The 20,228-nt window shown below is 41.2% G+C and carries 21 protein-coding genes; 10 read left to right on the top strand and 11 right to left on the bottom strand.

Annotation, left to right across the window (positions count from 1 at the left end; all coding sequences use genetic code 11):
• Window positions 1-54: 54 nt before the first annotated feature.
• On the bottom strand, window positions 55-1,704 hold the full coding sequence (locus LC586_RS21465) for a mechanosensitive ion channel family protein (protein ID WP_229486717.1): 1,650 nt from the start codon (window positions 1,702-1,704) through the stop codon (window positions 55-57).
• 393 nt (window positions 1,705-2,097) lie between these two features.
• Here LC586_RS21465 and ahcY point away from each other — a divergent pair, with 393 nt between their 5' ends.
• The 7 genes from ahcY to LC586_RS21500 all read left to right on the top strand — a co-directional run bounded on the left by ahcY (window position 2,098) and on the right by LC586_RS21500 (window position 5,567).
• Complete coding sequence (ahcY, locus tag LC586_RS21470; protein ID WP_229486718.1) at window positions 2,098-3,375, top strand: adenosylhomocysteinase; 1,278 nt, start codon at window positions 2,098-2,100, stop codon at window positions 3,373-3,375.
• Window positions 3,376-3,503: 128 nt separating this feature from the next.
• Entirely contained in the window at window positions 3,504-3,920 is a 417-nt protein-coding gene (locus LC586_RS21475; RefSeq protein ID WP_229486719.1) for a XisH family protein, read from the top strand.
• Entirely contained in the window at window positions 3,908-4,237 is a 330-nt protein-coding gene (locus LC586_RS21480; protein WP_094353376.1) for a XisI protein, read from the top strand. Before LC586_RS21475 ends, LC586_RS21480 begins: the two co-directional genes overlap by 13 nt.
• Before the next feature lie 39 nt (window positions 4,238-4,276).
• Window positions 4,277-4,408: an element excision factor XisH family protein gene (locus tag LC586_RS21485; RefSeq protein ID WP_229486720.1), complete on the top strand. Its 132-nt coding sequence runs from the start codon at window positions 4,277-4,279 to the stop codon at window positions 4,406-4,408.
• Window positions 4,409-4,520: 112 nt separating this feature from the next.
• Complete coding sequence (locus LC586_RS41190) at window positions 4,521-4,697, top strand: element excision factor XisI family protein (RefSeq protein WP_309143394.1); 177 nt, start codon at window positions 4,521-4,523, stop codon at window positions 4,695-4,697.
• Between the two features lie 76 nt (window positions 4,698-4,773).
• Window positions 4,774-5,013: a type II toxin-antitoxin system Phd/YefM family antitoxin gene (locus tag LC586_RS21495; RefSeq protein ID WP_229486721.1), complete on the top strand. Its 240-nt coding sequence runs from the start codon at window positions 4,774-4,776 to the stop codon at window positions 5,011-5,013.
• A gap of 182 nt (window positions 5,014-5,195) precedes the next feature.
• Window positions 5,196-5,567: a type II toxin-antitoxin system VapC family toxin gene (locus LC586_RS21500; protein ID WP_229486722.1), complete on the top strand. Its 372-nt coding sequence runs from the start codon at window positions 5,196-5,198 to the stop codon at window positions 5,565-5,567.
• A 179-nt stretch (window positions 5,568-5,746) separates the two neighbouring features.
• Here the strand turns inward: LC586_RS21500 and LC586_RS21505 are convergent, their stop codons facing one another.
• The 8 genes from LC586_RS21505 to LC586_RS21540 form a co-directional block, all read right to left on the bottom strand.
• Window positions 5,747-7,027 (bottom strand): bifunctional sterol desaturase/short chain dehydrogenase, encoded by a 1,281-nt coding sequence (locus tag LC586_RS21505; RefSeq protein WP_229486723.1) that lies wholly within the window; start codon window positions 7,025-7,027, stop codon window positions 5,747-5,749.
• Between the two features lie 203 nt (window positions 7,028-7,230).
• Complete coding sequence (locus LC586_RS21510; RefSeq protein WP_229486724.1) at window positions 7,231-7,377, bottom strand: hypothetical protein; 147 nt, start codon at window positions 7,375-7,377, stop codon at window positions 7,231-7,233.
• 450 nt (window positions 7,378-7,827) lie between these two features.
• The gene (locus LC586_RS21515; protein WP_229486725.1) at window positions 7,828-8,268 is read right to left on the bottom strand and encodes a hypothetical protein; all 441 of its coding nucleotides are present in this window, start codon (window positions 8,266-8,268) and stop codon (window positions 7,828-7,830) included.
• A gap of 298 nt (window positions 8,269-8,566) precedes the next feature.
• Window positions 8,567-9,424: a DUF72 domain-containing protein gene (locus LC586_RS21520; RefSeq protein ID WP_229486726.1), complete on the bottom strand. Its 858-nt coding sequence runs from the start codon at window positions 9,422-9,424 to the stop codon at window positions 8,567-8,569.
• Between the two features lie 445 nt (window positions 9,425-9,869).
• Window positions 9,870-10,070: a hypothetical protein gene (locus LC586_RS21525; RefSeq protein ID WP_229486727.1), complete on the bottom strand. Its 201-nt coding sequence runs from the start codon at window positions 10,068-10,070 to the stop codon at window positions 9,870-9,872.
• 181 nt (window positions 10,071-10,251) lie between these two features.
• Window positions 10,252-10,950, bottom strand: a complete 699-nt coding sequence (locus LC586_RS21530; protein WP_229486728.1) for a pentapeptide repeat-containing protein — start codon at window positions 10,948-10,950, stop codon at window positions 10,252-10,254.
• A gap of 66 nt (window positions 10,951-11,016) precedes the next feature.
• Window positions 11,017-11,172 (bottom strand): hypothetical protein, encoded by a 156-nt coding sequence (locus LC586_RS21535; RefSeq protein ID WP_229486729.1) that lies wholly within the window; start codon window positions 11,170-11,172, stop codon window positions 11,017-11,019.
• Window positions 11,153-11,647, bottom strand: a complete 495-nt coding sequence (locus LC586_RS21540; RefSeq protein WP_229486730.1) for a hypothetical protein — start codon at window positions 11,645-11,647, stop codon at window positions 11,153-11,155. The genes LC586_RS21535 and LC586_RS21540 overlap by 20 nt, the downstream gene beginning before the upstream one ends.
• 889 nt (window positions 11,648-12,536) lie before the next feature.
• Here LC586_RS21540 and aroF point away from each other — a divergent pair.
• The 3 genes from aroF (at window position 12,537) to nifH (ending at window position 16,935) form a co-directional block, all read left to right on the top strand.
• The gene (aroF, locus tag LC586_RS21545) at window positions 12,537-13,409 is read left to right on the top strand and encodes a 3-deoxy-7-phosphoheptulonate synthase (protein ID WP_229486731.1); all 873 of its coding nucleotides are present in this window, start codon (window positions 12,537-12,539) and stop codon (window positions 13,407-13,409) included.
• 830 nt (window positions 13,410-14,239) lie between these two features.
• A complete protein-coding gene (locus LC586_RS21550) occupies window positions 14,240-14,512 on the top strand; it encodes a hypothetical protein (RefSeq protein WP_229486732.1) in 273 nt (90 codons plus the stop codon).
• Window positions 14,513-16,041: 1,529 nt separating this feature from the next.
• Entirely contained in the window at window positions 16,042-16,935 is an 894-nt protein-coding gene (gene nifH / locus LC586_RS21555) for a nitrogenase iron protein (RefSeq protein ID WP_229486733.1), read from the top strand.
• A 323-nt stretch (window positions 16,936-17,258) separates the two neighbouring features.
• On the opposite strand, the gene LC586_RS21560 is transcribed toward nifH, so the two are convergent.
• Entirely contained in the window at window positions 17,259-17,927 is a 669-nt protein-coding gene (locus tag LC586_RS21560; protein WP_229486734.1) for a peptidoglycan-binding protein, read from the bottom strand.
• 828 nt (window positions 17,928-18,755) lie between these two features.
• The gene (locus LC586_RS21565) at window positions 18,756-19,769 is read right to left on the bottom strand and encodes a zinc-dependent alcohol dehydrogenase family protein (RefSeq protein WP_229486735.1); all 1,014 of its coding nucleotides are present in this window, start codon (window positions 19,767-19,769) and stop codon (window positions 18,756-18,758) included.
• Between the last annotated feature and the right edge of the window lie 459 nt (window positions 19,770-20,228).

Consider the following 20,228-nt stretch of genomic DNA (forward strand, 5'->3'; position numbering starts at 1 on the left):
GCAAGCCGTAACCCACCCTACATTTATAAGTGCCAGATTAACAAATCCAAATTTCTAGTTAGCTTTGCCATTACCCTGAAAATTTAACAACTGCTCATCATTGACCCAAATTGCTTGCTGAGGTACAGAAATAGAAATTCCAGCTTCGTCTAGGGCAACTTTCAGACGGCGGCGAAACTCCCGTGCAACATCCCATTGCTTGAGGGGCTGTGTTTTAATCCATACACGAATAATTAAACCGCGATCGCCAAATTGATCTATTCCCAAAACTTGCGGTGTTTCCAGAATTTGACGCTCCCATTGCGGATCTTTATCCATCTCAAAGCCAATACTTTCAATCAACTTCAAAGCCTTTTCAATATCGGCTTGGTAGGCGATGGGGATCGTTAAATCGGCTCGTGACCAACGGCTAGAAAGATTGGCAACAACTTTAATTTCACCATTAGGAATCGTAATCAAGCGCCCTTCGGAATCCCGCACTTGGGTCATCCGCAGATTCAGATTTTCTACTAAGCCTCCCACGTTTCCGACAGTAATCACATCGCCTAAAGCGTACTGGTCTTCTAAAATGATCAAGAAACCATTAATCGCATCTTTAATTAGGTTTTGCGAAGCCAGAGACACCGCAACACCAACTAAACTGGCACCCGCTAGCAAGGGAACGATATCTATCCCCAATGACACCAGCGCTAGCAAGAAGCCTACTCCTACGCAGATACCAGTAGCGATGCTTTTAGTCACGCCGGAAAATGTAGAAACTCGCAGTTGCAACCGTTCAGAACTTTCTGGAGTCAATAAAGCACCACTGCTGATCAGAGTAGTGGTAAAGCGGTCAATGAGGGCGTAGATGAGACGGATTGCTACGTAAGTCCCCAGGAACACAACACCTAATCGCAAAGGAAATTGGGCAGCTGTGAGAATTACTACCTGGAATGGTCGTGTGTAGGGAAATAGACCCAAAATAAAGAAACTTCCACTTCCCCAAATTCCTGCTTGAGTTAGCTGAAACAATCGTCTTTTGACTTCTTGGATATGTCGATGTTGCTGTTGATTCAGTTGTGTTGTAATTGGTTGAGCCGCTACTGGTGAAATTGGATTTAGAGACTCTCCGGGGGGTTGGGAGGCAAGGGGGTATACTACATCGTTTTTGGAACGTCTTTGCCAGCTATATACCCCCCAACTCATCACAATCATTGCCAATCCGATGCCCGCAGCAATTTTACCTTGGTCGATTAAAAATTGAGTTTGTCTTTCTTGCTTTGCTTGTTGCAAGTCTTCTTGTAACGATTCTTTGATTTGATTTGCCGATGTCGATATATCTACCTCTCGCAATCCAGCATCCTCAGAAGTGATGGTCATCAGGTATTGATCGTTGACATAAATTACTGGTAATTCGTTTACTTTGCGAATATTTACCTTGACTGCTGTTTTCGGTGGTGACTGAAAGTAATTTTGGGCAATTTTCTCCAACTTCTTTTGGATATCTTCTGAACGCTCAGGAAAGTTGCTTCTTGATGCCGCTATCTGAAATAACCGACGACCATCTAAATAAATCCAGCCTGTAACAAGTCTATTATTTGCATCATTACTCACACTGCTGGGAGCTTGCAGCTGCGGTAACAAAGGAATCTGGGCTGTGGCTTTTGGCACAGATACAACAGCTATGACCATTGAACTAGCGATCGCCAAAAATTGAAAGCGCACTCAAACACCTCCTTGAGTATAATTTCTTAGTGGCTACTTCTATAACTATCCTCCGTAATTACTTTGGGTAGATGTACCTATCTAAAGTTGAGGTTTTGCTTTGAGATGATGAAATTTTGATGTTTTTTTGAGCGTCTTCTATCTTTAGAGAGGTGACAATGTACTTAGAATCACCGACCAAAGCCTAGAAAAGTCTCACTCTTAGCAAAGATAAAACAAAAAGGAAGAACCTGGGGATGAAGTTGACATTATGCTGATCAAACGTCAAGCTAGTTTTGAGGACTATTGACTGGTAGTTTGCTTTTCTTACAAGCAAAAATCAGCAGTAGTAGAATAACCTAGTAGAGTGCGTAAAATTTACGTAGCTTTTTTTATATTTTGAGGTAACTTTTGATGACCGCAACTTCTCCCCGATTAAAGCACGAGGTTAAAGACCTCGGCCTAGCTGCCTTGGGAAGACAGCGCATTGAATGGGCTGGACGCGAAATGCCAGTTTTGCGGCAAATCCGCGATCGCTTTGCTATCGAGAAACCCTTCGCTGGTTTACGCCTTGTAGCTTGCGCCCACATTACAACAGAAACAGCACATTTGGCGATCGCTCTGAAAGCTGGTGGTGCAGATGCGCTTTTAATTGCTAGCAATCCCTTATCAACGCAAGATGACGTAGCCGCTAGCCTCGTCCTCGATCATGAAATTCCCGTCTTTGCTCAAAAAGGCGAAGATAACGCAACTTATAACCGCCACGTTCAAATAGCTTTAGATCATCGCCCCAACATCATTGTTGATGACGGTAGCGATGTGGTTGCAACTCTGGTACAAGAACGCCAACACCAAATCGCTGATTTGATTGGTAGCACCGAAGAAACCACAACTGGGATCGTGCGGTTACGCGCCATGTTTAGAGAAGGCGTTCTCACCTTCCCCGCAGTCAACGTCAACGACGCCGACACCAAGCACTTCTTTGATAATCGCTATGGTACTGGGCAATCAACCCTAGATGGCATTATCCGCGCCACAAATATTTTGTTGGCTGGTAAAAACATTGTCGTCGTCGGTTATGGCTGGTGTGGTAAAGGTACAGCCCTCCGCGCCCGTGGCATGGGTGCTAACGTCATCGTCACCGAAATCGACCCCATCAAGGCAATTGAAGCCGTAATGGATGGCTTCCGCGTCCTGCCAATGGCAGAAGCTGCACCCCAAGGTGATATATTTATCACTGTGACTGGTAACAAGCACGTCGTTCGCGGTGAACACTTCGATGTCATGAAAGACGGTGCGATCGTTTGTAACTCCGGCCACTTTGACTTGGAACTAGATTTGAAATACTTGGCTGCACAAGCTAAGGAAATCAAAGAAGTTCGTCCTTTCACTGAAGAGTACAAGTTGAAAAATGGTAAATCAGTTGTCGTTCTTGGACAAGGACGCTTGATTAACCTAGCTGCGGCTGAAGGACACCCCAGCGCGGTAATGGATATGAGTTTTGCAAACCAAGCTTTGGCTTGTGAATTCCTGGTGAAGAATAAAGGTAAGTTGGAACCTGGTTTGCACTCAATTCCTGTTGAAGTCGATCAAGAAATTGCTCGGTTGAAGTTGCAGGCTATTGGTATCACGATTGATAGCCTAACAGCAGATCAAATTGAGTACATCAATTCTTGGACTAGTGGAACTTGATACATTGATTAGTTGATTTTTTTGGGGATAGGCGTTTTGCTTATCCCTTTTTTTTGTGTTTCTCTCGCAGAGATGCAGAGGCACAGAGAGAGGATATAATAGGATGGAGGGTGTTATTGTAAGTTTGTATGTCAGCAAAAGATTTTTTTCATAATGCTGTTAAGTTAGCTTTAGAGAAAGATGGTTGGTTAATTACTGATGATCCTTTAATATTTATAGTAGATACTATAGAATTTCGTCTTGATTTAGGAGCAGAAAGACTTTTAGGAGCAGAAAAAGAAGGAGAAAAAATAGCAGTTGAAATAAAATCTTTTTTGGGAAAATCAGCGATTAGTGAATTTCATACAGCTTTAGGACAAACACTTAATTACCGTTCTATTTTAAGAAAAGAAGAACCTGATCGTATTTTATATTTAGCAATTAGTTATGAAATATATACAGCTTTTTTTCTGATATCTGTGATTCAAGAAATAATTGCTGAACATAAATTAAAATTATTGATATTTGAAAGTAGCAAAGAGGAGATTATTTTATGGAAGGAATGAATTATCCTGAATTAGTACAGACAGTATTAGCAAGACATACAGAAAGTCATTTAGCCAAGGGAACGGAAATACAATTAATATTTGATAATCAAAAAAATCACTATTTAGTAATTCATCTAGGTTGGGAAGGTGAAAAACGGACTTATGGTTCGGTGATTCATATAGATATTATCAATGGAAAAATCTGGATTCAGTGCGATTTTACAGAGGAAGGTGTAGCTAATGAATTAGTAGAATTGGGAGTACCAAAAACAGATATTGTTTTAGGTTTTAGATCACCTCATGTGAGACAGTTTACTGGTTTTGCATCAGTTTAATGATTTTTTATATGTCAGAAAAAGATATCTTTCATAATTTTGGCAATATCTCAAGATATCTACCAAGAGTTTTTTATAGATTCTTTTATTAAAAGTATATTGGAACGATATGAAATCAAATTATTTGTTTTTCATGTTCAGAAACAGGAGATAGTATTATGGAAAAATTAGATTATCAGGAATTAGTGAAAAGGATTATCTATAAAGATGCAAATGAGCAACCTAAAGAAGATTTAGAAAATACCGAAATTGTCTTTCATTAGGCTGGGAAAATAATCAACGGGTGCATGGTTGCTTAGTCCATCTTGACATTATCAACGACAAAATCTGGATTCAAAGAGACGGTACAGAATATGGGATAGCCAAGGAACTTGTTAACGCTGGTATTCCTAAAAATCAAATTGTTCTCGCCTTTCAACCAGCCGATATCAGACAGTATACTGAATTTGCAGTTACTTAATTAAGCCTAAATTTTATAATTATGATAGCGTTGCCATCAACTTGATATACTATAAATATCCCTACATACACATATCATGTTAACCGTAACGTTTGATGAAATCCAGCAAAATCTAACTAGCTATCTTCAACAAGTAGCAGCAGGAGAAAGTATTATTATCATGCAAGCAGGTAAACCTATTGCAGAAATTAAACCAGTTTCAGCCACCTCTCAACAAATTAGACCTTATGGCTTATGTGCTGGGGAGTTCATTGTTCCAGATGATTTTGATAGTCCTTTACCTGAAGAGATTTTGAATAGTTTTGAAGGGAAATGAAACTCTTATTAGATACCCATATTTTCTTATGGTTTATTAGTGGTGATCAAAAATTACCAATTAATTTACAAAATAACATTCGTGATTTAAACAACGACGTATATTTAAGTTGCGTTTCAATACCGTTCGGATAAGCAGGGGAGGCTCTTGAGGCTCTTGAGGCTCTTGAGGAAAGAAGGTTATTGTTCAGCAATTCTTCTCTCAAGAACAGCTTCTCTTCTCCCCCTGCTCAAGAACAGCCTGCCTCAACCAAAAAATTCCTTAACCGAACGGTATTGAGTTGCGTTTCAGTTTGGGAAGCAACTGTTAAATATCAATTAGGTAAATTACCATTACCAGAATCCCCTGAAATCTACCTTCCTAAACAGCGTCAGCAGCATTTAATCAGTAGTCTCAACCTAGATGAAGAAAGTGTTGCTCAACTCTTGAATTTACCATTATTACATCGCGATCCTTTTGATAGGATGTTGATTTGTCAAGCTTTACAACATAATTTAACAATTTTAACTGTAGACCCGGCAATTCGTTCCTACTCGGTCAGTGTTTTATATTAAGGTAATAATTGCTCAAAATCTGGAAGAGAATAGCCTTTCCATTTTAAAAGTGCATACAAGTATGCTTTTTTCAACATTAAATAATCAGCACTTAGTCGGAGCGATGCCTGCGGCGGGCTATTCGGCGTCGCAAAACTACACGCTATAGGAGCAATTCATGAATTGCCCCTACCTAAAAATCATTCTTCTCGGCTTTGTTTGCGTAAGTCCTGTTCACTTTTCGTTGTTCGGCTAAAAAGTCGATAGTATAGCCATGTACTAGTTTCCTTTAAGGGAAACAGTAGATAGGTGAGAGGATTTATTGCCACAATAATATTTCGGAAGTCTCGCCGTGCCAAAAATAAGATCGCACGAGCAACTTGCTGTGCAGACATCACTCCATAAGGATTAAGTTGACTCTTAAATGGGCCAAGAATTAACTTGCGAATTACACAATCCCCGTCCAAACGCTTCAGGGTAACAATATCTCCTAGCGATCGCTTGCTGAGTTCATAAAGCGGACTCAATGCTGGAGAAACCTCAGCCTCAGAAGTGTTTACCCAGATTTCCTTGGTTGCTTTTGCTTGTGGCCCTGTTACAGTTGTCAAAAATATATCCATCAACCGCAATGCTGAAAAGGTATTCACTTCATAAGAAGAGTTGATAGCCTCCGATGTGCGGCTGGCATAGACATTGATGCCGTGGTTGATAATTAAAATATCTACTTTCTCTAAACTATCTCTCAAATTGGCTTCATTACCCAACTGCCAAGGAACCACCTTCACCCCAACTTGCTCTACTAATTTTTCTGGATTAGTGGTTAATGCGACAACTTTAGCATTATTCTTTACAAGTTCAGCCGCTAATGCTTGTCCCAATGCTCCTGATGCTCCGGTTAAAGCGACGGTTTTACCCTTGAGAGACAGTCCTGTACCAAGAATTTTATCCACTAGAGGAAAGACACCACTGTAGTAAGCGTTGACATCATCAAAATGATGCCGCCAATGGTAAGACCGATTCACCCACCAAATGGATGGTATTGTCTCTAAAGGGCCGGGTAGGTGGTTGTAGTCTGTATCAATTTTTCCCTGGAAATATCGTACAGACGCGCCATACAAGAAGGTGCAACCATAAGCTACTCCCAGCCATAACCCCATTTGCTGGACAATTAAGGCAATGACTACCAATACCACCAGCAGTAGACTCGATTCTAAAATGTCGTGATAGAGCTGGGATTCTTGGTAAACTTTCAGGGAAACTATTGATAAATCGCGGCGATAAGCCATGTGGTGCTTGTTGTGCCATTTAGCAAGCCAATTGACTTGGTGACACAAAGCATGGTAGCTGTCTCTCAAGACCTCAGCGAGTAAAAGTGAGAAGAGTGCCCAACTAGCAAACTGTAAGCTGGCATTTAGCCAAACCCAATTAATTTGTAATCTTGCTTCAATTCCAATCAAGTTTTCAGCTAGCATTTTTATCATATTTGTCTATACTCGTTTTTCTTAATCATTCTTCAAGTGGTAATTAAGGTTGAGTCTAGAGCAAATAAAAATCAAAGGGAATAGGGAATAGGGAATGGGGAGTAGGGAATGGGAAATGAGGGAGCAGGGGGAGTGGCAAAAAGCAATATTCAATGCCCCCCGATCGCTCATACTACCAACCGTCGGAATTTAGCTACAATATCTCAGTTCAATAGAGCAAAACCAAGGCTGATCAACTGCAATTGAGACTCGATTGAGATGGCGATCGCAGCAGCATAAATACTTAATTGCCAACGCGTGGGGCGAATAATTTCGACTCGTGCTGCTTCCGGCACAAATTGAAAATCCATAGCATATTTTAACTTGGTAAGGTACAGAAGTTAGTTCTTAAAACCAGAATTAAGCTTGTTTTAAGGACTAACTCCTGCCTTATAGCGGTTCTCGTTTACGTCAGGTACACCCGTAGGGGCAAGTCTTTGCCCATAGGTGTCAACTTAACGTAAAACCCTTGCAATGACGTTATATCAAGTCCACTCAATTACTAATTAAGCCACTAATTAAGCCGTCGGAACCCCACCCCGCTTTTGTCTAACGACAAAATCTCCCCTCCCCGTTCACGGGGAGGGGATTAAGGGGAGCCAGTGCGGTCTTGGGGTTCACCTGCGTGGAGCCGGATAGCGTGTGGGGTAAAATGACTGTGGAATGAAGCTCTCTGACTTAAGTTGACACCAATGGGCAAAGACTTGCCCCTACACCTCGTGATGTAATGTTGTACCGCATCTGAATGGGAACCGCTATATTCAAATAGCTCTTTGCCGCGGATGTTCCCCATTAAGCCCTTGCTTAATCCAACTCAGGCATTCATATTCGGATTGGAATAATTTGGGAGCTGCAATATTATTCAATAACTCTGGTGGATAATGGTCATAAAAATATTTGTCTCCTTCTTGGAAAATGATTATCAAATTGTTTCGGTAAATGTAGCGAGACTTAAAACTATCTCTGTGACTAACAAACTCTAAATTTTTATCAATATGTTCTTTAGCAATATCAATGATATTACTAACGCTACTTCCATAGATTTTTGCTGGATTTTCTGCTTTATGAAATTGGCTTGTGTGTCCAACCTCCGATAGCAATTTATACGAATAAATCTCGGAATTATCAAGCTTCCCAAAAACAAATGGAATGATGAGATATCCTTTGTATGAGACTGAATTTTCATAAAGAAGACGACTCATCTCAACCTCCTTTGCTGTAACTGCTCTAAAAAAATTCCCTTAAATCACATTTACATTAAAAATCAATGCTTTTCTGTTAAATATATTCATGTATCGCCTAAACCCTCATCGCTATTTAACAAAGAGGGCTATTACCCCTTTTGTCAAGCAAAAAGGAATATCAAGCTTTAACAAAAAAGTATCGTAACACTAATTATGGCTCTTTTTGTAATTACTAAACATTAGATATTTTATAAAAGTTAAAAAATTATAAATCTCATTCTGTCGGCCTACTCCCCCTGCTTTTGCGCCCTGCCTTTCAAGACCATAAACTGAGTTGATTGGGGGGATGCTCAAGGTTATTCCAAGGTAGGGGTGGAACTGGTGTGTGACTCTGTTCTAATAGCTGTTGAAAGTGACGGGCTGTGCTAGGCGTAGACGCTTCTATTGGACAATGGACAAAGAAATAAATTTGCACTCCCATTTGCAACCATTGCTGAATCTGCCTTACCCACTCTTCCATAAACGGCTGATTCACTGATAAAATTGGATGAGAAATAAACCGAATCAGAGTAAAAGGTGCTGTCACACTTAATTGCAACGGTAATTTGGGTTTACGCCGTTCCGATTGCAACTGGGGGTCATCATCTCCGGTGTAAATAGGGCGCGAGTCTAACAATACCCGTCCCACACCTAGCTTTTCTAAAAGTGTCGTCAAATTACTCGCATAGGGTTCTCTGAACCAGTCGGGATGCCGAACTTCTAACGCTAGGGGTGCTTCTTTACGCGGCCAAGCTTCCAGAAAGTTGGTCAAATCGTCAAGCAATGCAGGTGCATAACTGGGTGGTAACTGGGCAAACATTGGGCCAAGACGCTTACCTAGAGGGCGCATCCCTTCCAGAAATTTGAAAGCAGCCGGAATATAAGGTTTCAGCAATCCTTGATGGGTAATATCTCGCGGTAATTTCAGACAAAATTCAAAACCTGCTGGTGTTTCGGCAGCCCAACGGGTTACAGTTTCTTGGTTAGGCACGGCATAAAAGGTGGTATTACCTTCTACAGTGGTGAAGCGACGACTGTAGAGATTCAGAAAATCGGCAGTGCGAGTGCCTTGGGGATAAAGTTCGCCCGCCCAACCTTTATATGCCCAAACAGCACAACCAATAAAAAAGTTCACAGTGCCTAAAAGCCTTGAGATATCATATTCAATTTTACAGGCAGGTTGTAGGGATGGATAAAGCTAGTACCGCAAGGCGGAAGTCAAAAGTCACGTATGCTTTAATTTTGGGCTTTCTGGCTATTTTTAATGGTAGGTTTATTTCCGCTGACTTGTACTAGGTTAGATTTCCGACTTCAAAATACTTGATTGCTTATACCATTTCTTTGTAAGGCTGCGCCAAACCCTTTTAACTTCTTTCTTTCTTTCTTTCTTTCTTTCTTTCTTTCTTTCTTTCTTTCTTTCTTTCTTTCTTTCTCTTTCTTTGTGTCCTTTGCGTCCTTTGCGGTTCGTTTTTCTTCCTTGTACTTAAATATGGTTTAGCGCATCTTCATACAGAATTGGTATTACTCATTTTGATAGATTTAGCAAGCAAAAAGGTATATTGCTTACTCAAAATGCTTGATTACTTTCTCATTTCAGTAGATTCAGCAAGCAAAAAGGCATATTGCTTACTCAAAATGCTTGATTGCTTTCTCATTTCGGTAGATTCAGCAAGCAAAAAGGCATATTGCTTACTCAAAATGCTTGATTGCTTACTCATTTCAGTAGATTTAGCAAGCAAAAAGGCATATTGCTTTCTCATTTGAGTAGATCGCGTATTCATTTTGGTGTTTTGGGCAAGTAAACAGGCATATAGCGGTTTCAATAGCCTGGAATACACATCACTTCACTTATAAGGGCACAGCATTGCTGTGCCCCTACCATCTGTTGCATCCAAACAAGAACTGCTTGATTGCTTTTTCATTTAAGTAATTCATACACTGTGTGTCATAGCGCAGCCTCAACTATTGAAAAATTGAACCATCAGGCATAATTGCCCCTGCTAAGTTAGTACCAACTAGTTTAACCAGAAGGCGCTCACCAGAGCGAATCCGCGCTCCCGTTAAGTCGGCTCCTCGCAAGTCGGCCCCACTGAGATCCGCTCCAATCAAATTAGCAGCGCGTAAATTCGCCTCCCTGAGATCCGCTAAAAGTAGATTTGCCCGAAATAAATTTGCTTCAGATAAATTCGCTCCTCTGAGGTTGACTTTGTGCATAAAAGTATCGCTGAGATTAGCACCGCTCAAATTGGCATAACTCAGATTTCTGCCAGATAAATCTTTATTGCTCAAATTTGCCCGACTGTAGTCTTTGCCACTCAAGTCTGAGTTTTGCTTTGGTGGTTTCTGGCTTGTTTGAGATGGTTTTTCCGGTTGCGGTGGCGGTGAGTGTGGTTTCTGGGTTGTTTGAGATGGTTTTTCCGGTTGCGGTGGCGGTGAGTGATGTGTGGTTTGATGTTTGGTTTTTAGAGAACGCAACTTTTCACGAGCTTCATTTATGGCTTTGAGCTTATCTTGTGCTTTCTGCTGTAAACGGAGATTGTCTTTGGGAATGCGATCGGGATGCCAAACAAAGACTAAATCTTTGTAAGCCTGGTTCACTTCTTCAAGTGTTGCCCCAGGCTCTAATTCCAAAACTCTATAGTAGTGCTCCAGATCGCTCATACGATATTTTGGTGGACAATCAACTTAATTATGAGTGATGGAGCCATTTATTCGCTGCATCATTTGTTATTGATCATTGGGCATTGGGCATGGGGCATTGGGCATTGGGCATTGGGCATTGGTTATTAATTTTTCTCTCTCACTCCCCCTGCCTCCCCTGCCTCCCCTGCCTCCCCTGCCTCCCCTGCCTCCCCTGCTCCACTCATCTCCCCATCTCCCCATTTCTCCATCGAGCGATCGCTCTCAAATATGCTGCAACTGGAATCTGATAAATTTCAATCACAATCCAAACAATAATTGATAAATGTGATAAAAAAGTTAATATCGTCCAAATATATGGCGTCCAGGTAATGGGTTCTTTGAGATTAGCAGGAAAATAGTAAGCTACTATGCCAATTAGAGTAGTGGGAAGAATTACAAAAACTGCTGCTGCTAGTCCATAACCCCAACCTAATTCCACACCTTCCAACTGGCCTTCTGTCCAACTAAAGCCATTCCAACGCCAAATTAAGGGTGGTTGCCTAGAAGGCATCTTGATTTGCTGTAGTTCTAAGTTGACTGTAAAAATTTCTTGGCAAAAGTCACAAGCCATAGCTTCCATCATTGGCATGTGAGAAATCTTACCTATCCGACAGACTGGGCAGGGGTAAACTCCATAATAGTCGAAAGATTGGGCTAAGATTTTGGAACTGGGCATAATGAAACTGAATGATCCTAAAAAGTTAATCTGGTCAATGAGGACTTGGGTAAGAATAATGTATGGCGATCGTCAATTGTCTGCAATAAGCTTTCGCAAGGTGAGGTGACAAGTCAGGAGAATTATATATTTTAACTTCTTAATCCTGGCTTTTTAAACTTCTCAGAGACAAAAGCTATCGTTTAGAGTTCTCTCTGATTACCTTGATTTGGCTGTATTCTATTCCTTTAGAGAATCGCCAGATTCGGAATTTTTAGATTTTTCACCATTGATTTTTGCTCATCTACACTACCCATTAGTCATGACACAACAATAATTTGTAAACTTATTAACTAGGGTGATATCTAATGACAAGCAGCTTTCTTTGTCTACGCAAACAAGCAACTAGCACTTCACTACACAATCAGAACAGGGCATGATTTTGAATTTTGCAAAGCGTTATTAGTCTTTACTCCCACATTTGTACTGAGTCTATCGCTTTTTTATGGTTTGTGGGGGTCTTGACACCGCCTAGTGTTCCTGTTAATGTTACTTTAAATAGGCATATTTATTCAGTTTTACAGCAAAAGCCCCGCAAATGCTTAACACAAATTTCTACTTATATTTTTCGTTTAGGGTGGTTCACCGGGAGTGAATCGAGTTTCCTAACGGAAACCGCCCGGTGAACCGCAGAGCGAACTCTGCGGTTTTTGTTGTTTTAAGGAGAATTTCATTGTCATGACTTATTTCAGTAGCTGGTTTTATGGCTTTTACTTTTGGCCCAGACTAAGTTCCGGGTAAATAGCGTCATGCCAATGAATCAGAACGCGCCCGGAACTCTTCAAAGGTTTCGGGCTTTTTTATTATCCGCAAATAGTGCCCAATACTCAATTTTTAGGAGAACGAAACCATGATTAACGCCAAACTTGCCGCACAATCTCATCCGAACCACCAGACAATCGTTAAAATTTCAGAAAAAGTCGCTTTCGGGGGCGAAGAACTGGTAATTATCGGCGGCCCCTGCACTGTTGAAAGTTTAGAACAAATGGAGATAGTCGCCCAAAAGCTATCTACTACATCCGTGCAGGGGTTGCGTGGCGGTGTCTACAAACCCCGCACATCTCCCTACGCTTTCCAGGGTATGGGTGAGTCAGGATTGGAAATTTTGGCAAGGGTGCGATCGCATTACAATATGCCAGTTGTCACCGAGGTTATGTCAATTTCCCAAATTGAAGTAGTTGCTGCCCACGCTGATATGCTTCAAGTTGGTAGCCGTAATATGCAAAACTTCGACTTGCTCAAAGCTTTGGGACAAGCTGGTAAACCAATACTGCTCAAGCGTGGGTTAGCAGCGACAATTGAAGAATTTGTTATGGCTGCTGAATATATTCTCAGCCACGGGAATCCTGATGTGGTGTTGTGCGAAAGAGGTATCCGCAGTTTCGATGATTACACCCGCAACGTCCTGGATTTAGGAGCAGTGGCAGCACTCAAGCAAATAACTCACTTGCCTGTGATTGTAGATCCTTCCCATGCCGTTGGTAAACGGGAGTTGGTAGCACCTGTGGCTAGGGCTGCGATCGCTTGCGGTGCTGATGGATTAATTATTGAATGTCACCCAGAACCAGAAAAATCTGTTTCTGATGCCCGTCAAGCACTTTCTTTAGAAGATATGGTGCATTTAGTTGATAGTTTAAAGCCTGTAGCAACAGCCGTTGGGCGCAGTATATCAGAAGCGATCGGGGCGGGTTCAAAACCTGCCCCGATTTTTTGTGCAGCTTAAATTTAGTCATTAGTCATTAGTCATTAGTCATTAGTCATTAGTCATTGGTACTAATGACTTTGATTTTTGCACGGCTTTTTATGAAAACGAGCGATCGCGCGAGCTTGTCGGAAAGACAAGCGATGTTTTGTAGCCGTGGGATGAGTCAAAATATTTATTTGGGCTGAAAGACAAACTGCGATCGCTAATGCTATTCAGCTTTCTTACAGTTCCATCTACTCGCCAATTGCTGGATGGACAGGTAGCCTGAAACTAACTCAAGGCAACTTAGTACAGGCGAATGCCACCGATCCGCCTCCTTCTGGTTGGTATTGTGAAGAGAAACGGGATCATGATGGTTGACTTTGCGATTATTGCCCGTCAAAATGGCAAAACTCCTTTATTTGTAGGGGCACAACATTGTTCATTGGTGTCAACTTAAGTTCAAACGCTTATCCCACAAGCGTTTTACCCCACCCCTTAATCCCCTCCCCGTGAACGGGGAGGGGAGATTTTGTCGCTAGACAAAAGCGGGGTGGGGTGTAATGCAATACAGTTCAGTTAAGCATTTCTTTCTTTTCTTCCTTTGCGTTCTTTGCGTCCTTTGCGGTTCGTTAAAAAAATTGACTTTGACTAATATTTAAGCCTTAACTGAACCGTATTGGGGTGTAATGACTGTGGTTAGCGTAACTATTTATGCGGACATGATATTACCTGTATTTTTGGAACCTGTGTTTGCGTAGGCGTAGCCCGTCGTAGACATCGCTTTTACGAATACCTCCAGCCATCTGATACTCGTAGCTATCCTCAAGGCAAAAGCTGCTACAGACTGCGCGAAACACCGAAACGTGATGGCAGAAGTTACTACTCTTAAGACGGAAGCTGCTACAGACTGCGCGAAACACCAAAACGTGATGGCAGAAGTTACTACTCTTAAGACGGAAGCTGCTACAGACTGCGCGAAACACCGAAACGTGAAGGCAGAAGTTACTACTCTTAAGACGGAAGCTGCTACAGACTGCGCGAAACACCGAAACGTGAAGGCAGAAGTTACTACTCTTAAGGCGGAAGCTGCTACAGACTGCACAAAACACCTAAACGTGAAAGCAGAAGTTAATTTTTAATCAGTAACTCTTGACTCCCTTCATTTTAAAAGGGAGTTTTTTATGTATTATGATTATTTTTGATAATTCACCTTGTTTAACTAGTTCCGTGGGTTTAAGTCCCCCGGTTCAATAAAAAAGCAAGTTTTGTGTTGGGGTTAAATCCCCATTACAAAACTTAATTACGAATTACGAATTACGAATTACGAATTATTTAACTTTACTATGATTGCGATCGCCTGGGTTGGATGCTTGGTGCGATCGCAAGAGTTATTTAATCTACTTTTATGACAAAATCTTTGATTGCAAAAAGACGAAATTATGTTTTTGTTGTCAAACATTAGCTTTAAATACTTTTATAAAATACCCAAAAGTATCTAACTGCACAAATTGTCTATGACAAATAATTTCACTAACTTACAACCTATTAACGCGTAACTTATGCCTGCTAAAGATCAGAAGGATAGTGTTCTGACAAATAGATAAATAATTTGAGATTCGACAAATAAATTAGTGAGATGTATGTTATGGTTTTTATAGGAATCAAAAAAGTAAAAGCACAAAAGACTTCAAGAAACTTTGAGGCAAGCTCAAGAAAGTTTTTTTGCTCTGGTAAGTCCACTTCACTTCGCTACATCTTTTTGTAACTAAAATCTAAAACTAGATTGAGTAGGATAGTAGCCTTCGTAACAACTTGAAGTCAATCGAAATTTATCTGGGTATGAGCCAATAAGAGTTGGCCAACCTAGCTAGAGCATTACCCACCAAAGGCGATTACTCTTGGAGTCTGGGAAGAAAGACTCTTAGTACAGCCTGACAAATCCATAGAAATACAGAATATTTACAAACTTATTCTTGCGGCAACAAACATTTTCAACCGCGAACTAAGTTGAAGCAGTTGCTGACTTTTGGAAGGAAAACTTCAAGCAATATGGTGTTGTTCCACAATTTTTAGGAATTTAACCATACTGTCAAAACTCACCAAGATATTGTCTCAACCAGAGTGTTAGAGGTTACTTGTGCAAGCATTATAGTATTGCACCTGTAGCTGTCACTTTTGGGCTGGAATTTATCCTGCTGCATCAATCACGAAACGAGAAGCGCTATAGAAGTTCTTAGGGACTTGACATTAGCAAAATCAGAGAAGTTGCAGTGACCATTTAGAGTGGATTGCAATTTGGTTGGTTGTGTGGTTCAGGGAACAAATCTGCGTTCATTTGAATTCCTGCTGCAACCACTCTTCAGGCTTGAGCAACCATTTGGGATTCTGTTACAACAACTGACAATGCTGAAGTCAAAGTTTTAAAGGCTTCGTTATTAGGAAATAGAGATTTTTCTATATCTTAAGCGATGTCTGACGACAAGCCGCTCTGCGTCTACGCTTCGTGGGTAAATATGTTCTGATTTTAACTGCTTTTGCCAGGATGCGATGTCTAGCGACAAGTTGCTATGCGTCAACGCCAATAGGCTCTACTTCCCTACGACACCAAGGGTGAACAACTACATCAAGCTTACGACCCATCAACTAAATCATTGTAGGAAACACAACCATGACTGACGAAAAGATTAGACAAATAGCTTTCTATGGTAAAGGCGGTATTGGTAAATCTACCACCTCTCAAAACACCCTTGCAGCAATGGCTGAAATGGGTCAACGCATTTTAATTGTTGGTTGCGACCCTAAAGCTGACTCTACCCGTTTGATGCTACACAGTAAAGCTCAAACAAGCGTTCTGCAATTAGCTGCTGAACGCGGCGCTGTAGAAGATATTGAACTCGAAGAAGTAATGCTGACCGGTTACCGGGATGTACGTTGTGTGGAATCTGGCGGCCCTGAGCCTGGTGTGGGTTGCGCTGGTCGTGGTATTATCACCGCTATCAACTTCTTAGAAGAAAACGGTGCTTACAAAGATGTTGATTTTGTAAGTTACGACGTTTTGGGAGACGTTGTGTGCGGTGGTTTCGCTATGCCTATCCGTGAAGGCAAGGCACAAGAAATCTACATCGTTACCTCTGGTGAAATGATGGCGATGTATGCAGCTAACAACATCGCTCGTGGTGTTCTCAAATATGCTCACACTGGCGGTGTGCGTTTGGGTGGTTTGATTTGTAACAGCCGTAACGTTGACCGGGAAATCGATCTTATCGAAACCTTGGCAAAACGTTTGAACACCCAAATGATTCACTACGTACCTCGTGACAACATTGTACAACACGCAGAATTGCGCCGGATGACTGTTAACGAGTATGCACCTGATAGCAATCAAAGTAACGAATATCGCATACTAGCTAAAAAGATCATCGACAACGACAAACTCGCCGTTCCTACCCCAATTGAAATGGAAGAGTTAGAAGAGTTGTTGATTGAATTCGGTATTCTCGAAAGCGACGAAAATACCGCAATGCTGGTTGGCAAGACTGCTACTCAAGCACCCGTAAAGTAGTACCAATTAAATAATGGTTTAGGGTGGGCTACTTGCCCACCCTTTTCCCAATTTTTGCATTTCTTTGTTTCATATTCATGTCCGCTTGATTACTTATTAACCCGCTTTTGTCACTCTAGGCAATCCCGATGAAGCAAGTTTCACAACCAAGCATGAAAGTGGTCTTTCACGACTCACCACTCACCACTCCCTACTCCCAACTTTCAAGTCAGAGGAAAAATATTAAAAAAGTTAAACCTTTGGAATCAGGTTACAAACGATAAGTCTAGATATGGCTACTTTGAGGTAGCTTTGTCCAGACATTATCGAGTGGTGACTTCTGGTTAAATACCCAAAGCTGCTCGTGTTTCGGGGCCCACAGTACCATCTACAAGTAGACCTTTACTTGCCTGAAAGCTTCGGACTCTGTTAACAGTTTCTTGACCATAAATTCCATCAACTCTGAGATTACCTAAAGCTGTTTGAACGTCTCTTACAAGCTGACCTCTAGAACCACGGGTAAGAATGACTGAACCGCCAACACCACCAGGTCTAGTTACAGGAAGATTGTTAGGTCTATCACCAACCCATCGAGCAAAAACGTATCTACCCGTAGAAAGCCTAGCAAACCCGTTTTCATACCTTTCAATCGCTGGAAGTGTTGCGCCATTTGGTACACAATCCACATAGGAGTAGTTGGTGCTTGGGCCTGTACGGATACGCAAACAACTGCCGTTAGTCCTGACAAATGCAGCCGAACTCATTTGAATTTGGGCAGCAGCAATAAGTAATACACCAACACCAGCTAAAGCTAACCAAGCTGAAGATTTAAGCAGTTTTTTCCAATTAAATTTAGCTTTAGTGATTCTAGATGCCTCTTCTTTAGTAATAACTATGTCAGAAGATTTAAGAGGTTTTTTGCTATCTAATTGAGATTTCGACGGATTATATTTGGTGTTTCGAGATGCCTCTTCTTGAGCAATAAACATCTCAGAATAAGCAAGATATTCCATAATGCACCCCTTTATATGAAAAAATGAGTAGTCACAGAGAACTATTTCAGTTTTCTCTGTATTTACTCTTAGTATATTTTATATCCCTGTGTTTTCAAAAGGTTTTTGCTGGTAGTGCAGTTAAAAAACAATAAAATTAACGTGAGTTCGACAAACCTCTCCCCGCCTTGAACTAAAGTTCAAAGCTGTCCCTCTCCGACTCGGAGAGGGACGATTTTGCTTAGAAAAATCAGGGAGAGGTCTTTTTGATTGAGCTAATTAAACGGACAGGATATAAGCTGCCGAAGTCACGTTGAAATCAGTCAAAAGAAAAAAATGCGATGTCTACGACGAACTACGCCAACGCGCTGATTTATTATAGAAATCACTAGGCGTTGGCATAATCCGTAGTAGACATCGCATTTTAACAGAACAGAATACATGCGTCAGTCGTCAGAATTCAGTATGAATTCTGACCGAAAAAGCAGATAGCGTAGCGTTAGCGAGTCATCGAGCGTCTGAATAAACGGGTTTAAGTCCCCCACACGCTAAAAATGTTTTAATAAAAGATTAGATTTTTCTATTTATAATATAACATAATTAAATTAAAGATTTCCAGTAGCAAATAAATCCTGATGTAAATCAAAAAATTTGGTATAGCTCGCTAAAGTATCTATCCAAAGGTGGAGAGCAAAATAATACAAATCACAAAGCAAAATAGCCCGCCTCAGAATGAATTCTGAGTCTAATAGCGAAAGTCGTCTAAAGACGACTGAGAAAATGTTATAGTCCGTTTTAATGAGCCTTCTGATAGACATTCCTATGCGGTGCATAAGAACGAATTACGAATTACGAATTACGAATTACGACTTTACCGAAGTGAGCCGCACTTTTGAGGTAATGATAAGCTTCTCGTGCTTCAGTGAAGGGAAAAACTCGATCAATAATCGGTTTGATTTGATGTTGTTGCATCGCCTGATTCATTGCCTCAAACATTTCCCGACTGCCAACATAAATTCCCTGAACTGTTAAACTCTTAAAAAGTATTGGCATGGGGTCAATTTCATTTCCTCTGCCTGATAATACGCCAATCAAATTAATACGTCCTCCAATGCGGACTGCTTGTAGTGATTTTGGCAAAGTGCCTGCACCGCCTACCTCAATTACATGATCTACACCCGTGCGATTGGTTAATTGGTAAACTTGCTTTTCCCAATCTGGCGTTGTTTTGTAGTTGATTGTCTCGTCAGCACCAAGCTGTTTCGCTCGTGCCAATTTCTCATCGCTGCTGGAAGTAATAATCGCTCTAGCACCATGTATCTTGGCGAACTGGAGAGCAAAAATCGAAACTCCTCCAGTACCGAGTAATAAAACACTATCACCTGCGCGAATATTACCTTTTGTCACCAGTCCATGCCAAGCTGTGACTGCTGCACAGGGTAAGGTTGCCCCTTCAATGTAGGATAGGTGGTCAGGTAATTTCACTAACCCATCTTCGTGTAATACGACATACTCAGCCAGCATTCCATCGATACCGCCTCCAAGATCGGATTTCATTTTCTCTTTGGTTAAAGAGCCATAAATCCAGTCTTGGAAGAAAATACCAGCTACGCGATCGCCTATTTTAACCCGTGTCACACCTTCCCCCACCGCCACGACTTCCCCAGCACCGTCAGATAAGGGAATTAAGGGATATTTCTGTCCAGAACCGTAAGAACCTTCAATGACAAGCAGATCGCGGTAATTTAGGGATGTTGCTTTGACTTGAATGAGAACTTGTCCCGCAGTTGGTTTTGGTTCAGGGCGATCAACTAATGCGAGGGCATCAATCCCGGCGTTGCTTTGAATTTCGTAAGCTTTCATTGGCGGACTCCTTTTCCTAAAGATCATAGTGTAGAGAAATTTTGTGCTGCTTTTCTACACCAAGATAATTACTGTTAACAATTCTGTATGAAGTGCGCTAAACCATATTTAAGTACAAGAAATAAGAAAGAAAAACGAACCGCAAAGGACGCAAAGGACACGAAGAAAGAATTGAAGAAGAATTCAGCTATTCTGAATTCAGGAGTCAGAATCAATCAGTCGGGGATTCAGACCCGCGACTTTCTTGTTGACCACCAAATCTACGATTTGGTGGGGGTGCAAAAACTCCGGTTATTCAGACGCTCGATGACTCGCTTTTCGCGTCGCTATCTGCTTTTTCGGTCAAAATTCATTCTGAATTCTGACGACTGACGCATGTATTCTGTTCGATAAGTTAAAAGGATTTGGTGCAGCATTACAAAGAAATGGTATAAGGCTCGTATTTAATTTTTGAAAGAA

Origin of the sequence: Nostoc favosum CHAB5714, assembly GCF_020829495.1 — a bacterium.
GTDB lineage: Bacteria > Cyanobacteriota > Cyanobacteriia > Cyanobacteriales > Nostocaceae > Nostoc > Nostoc favosum.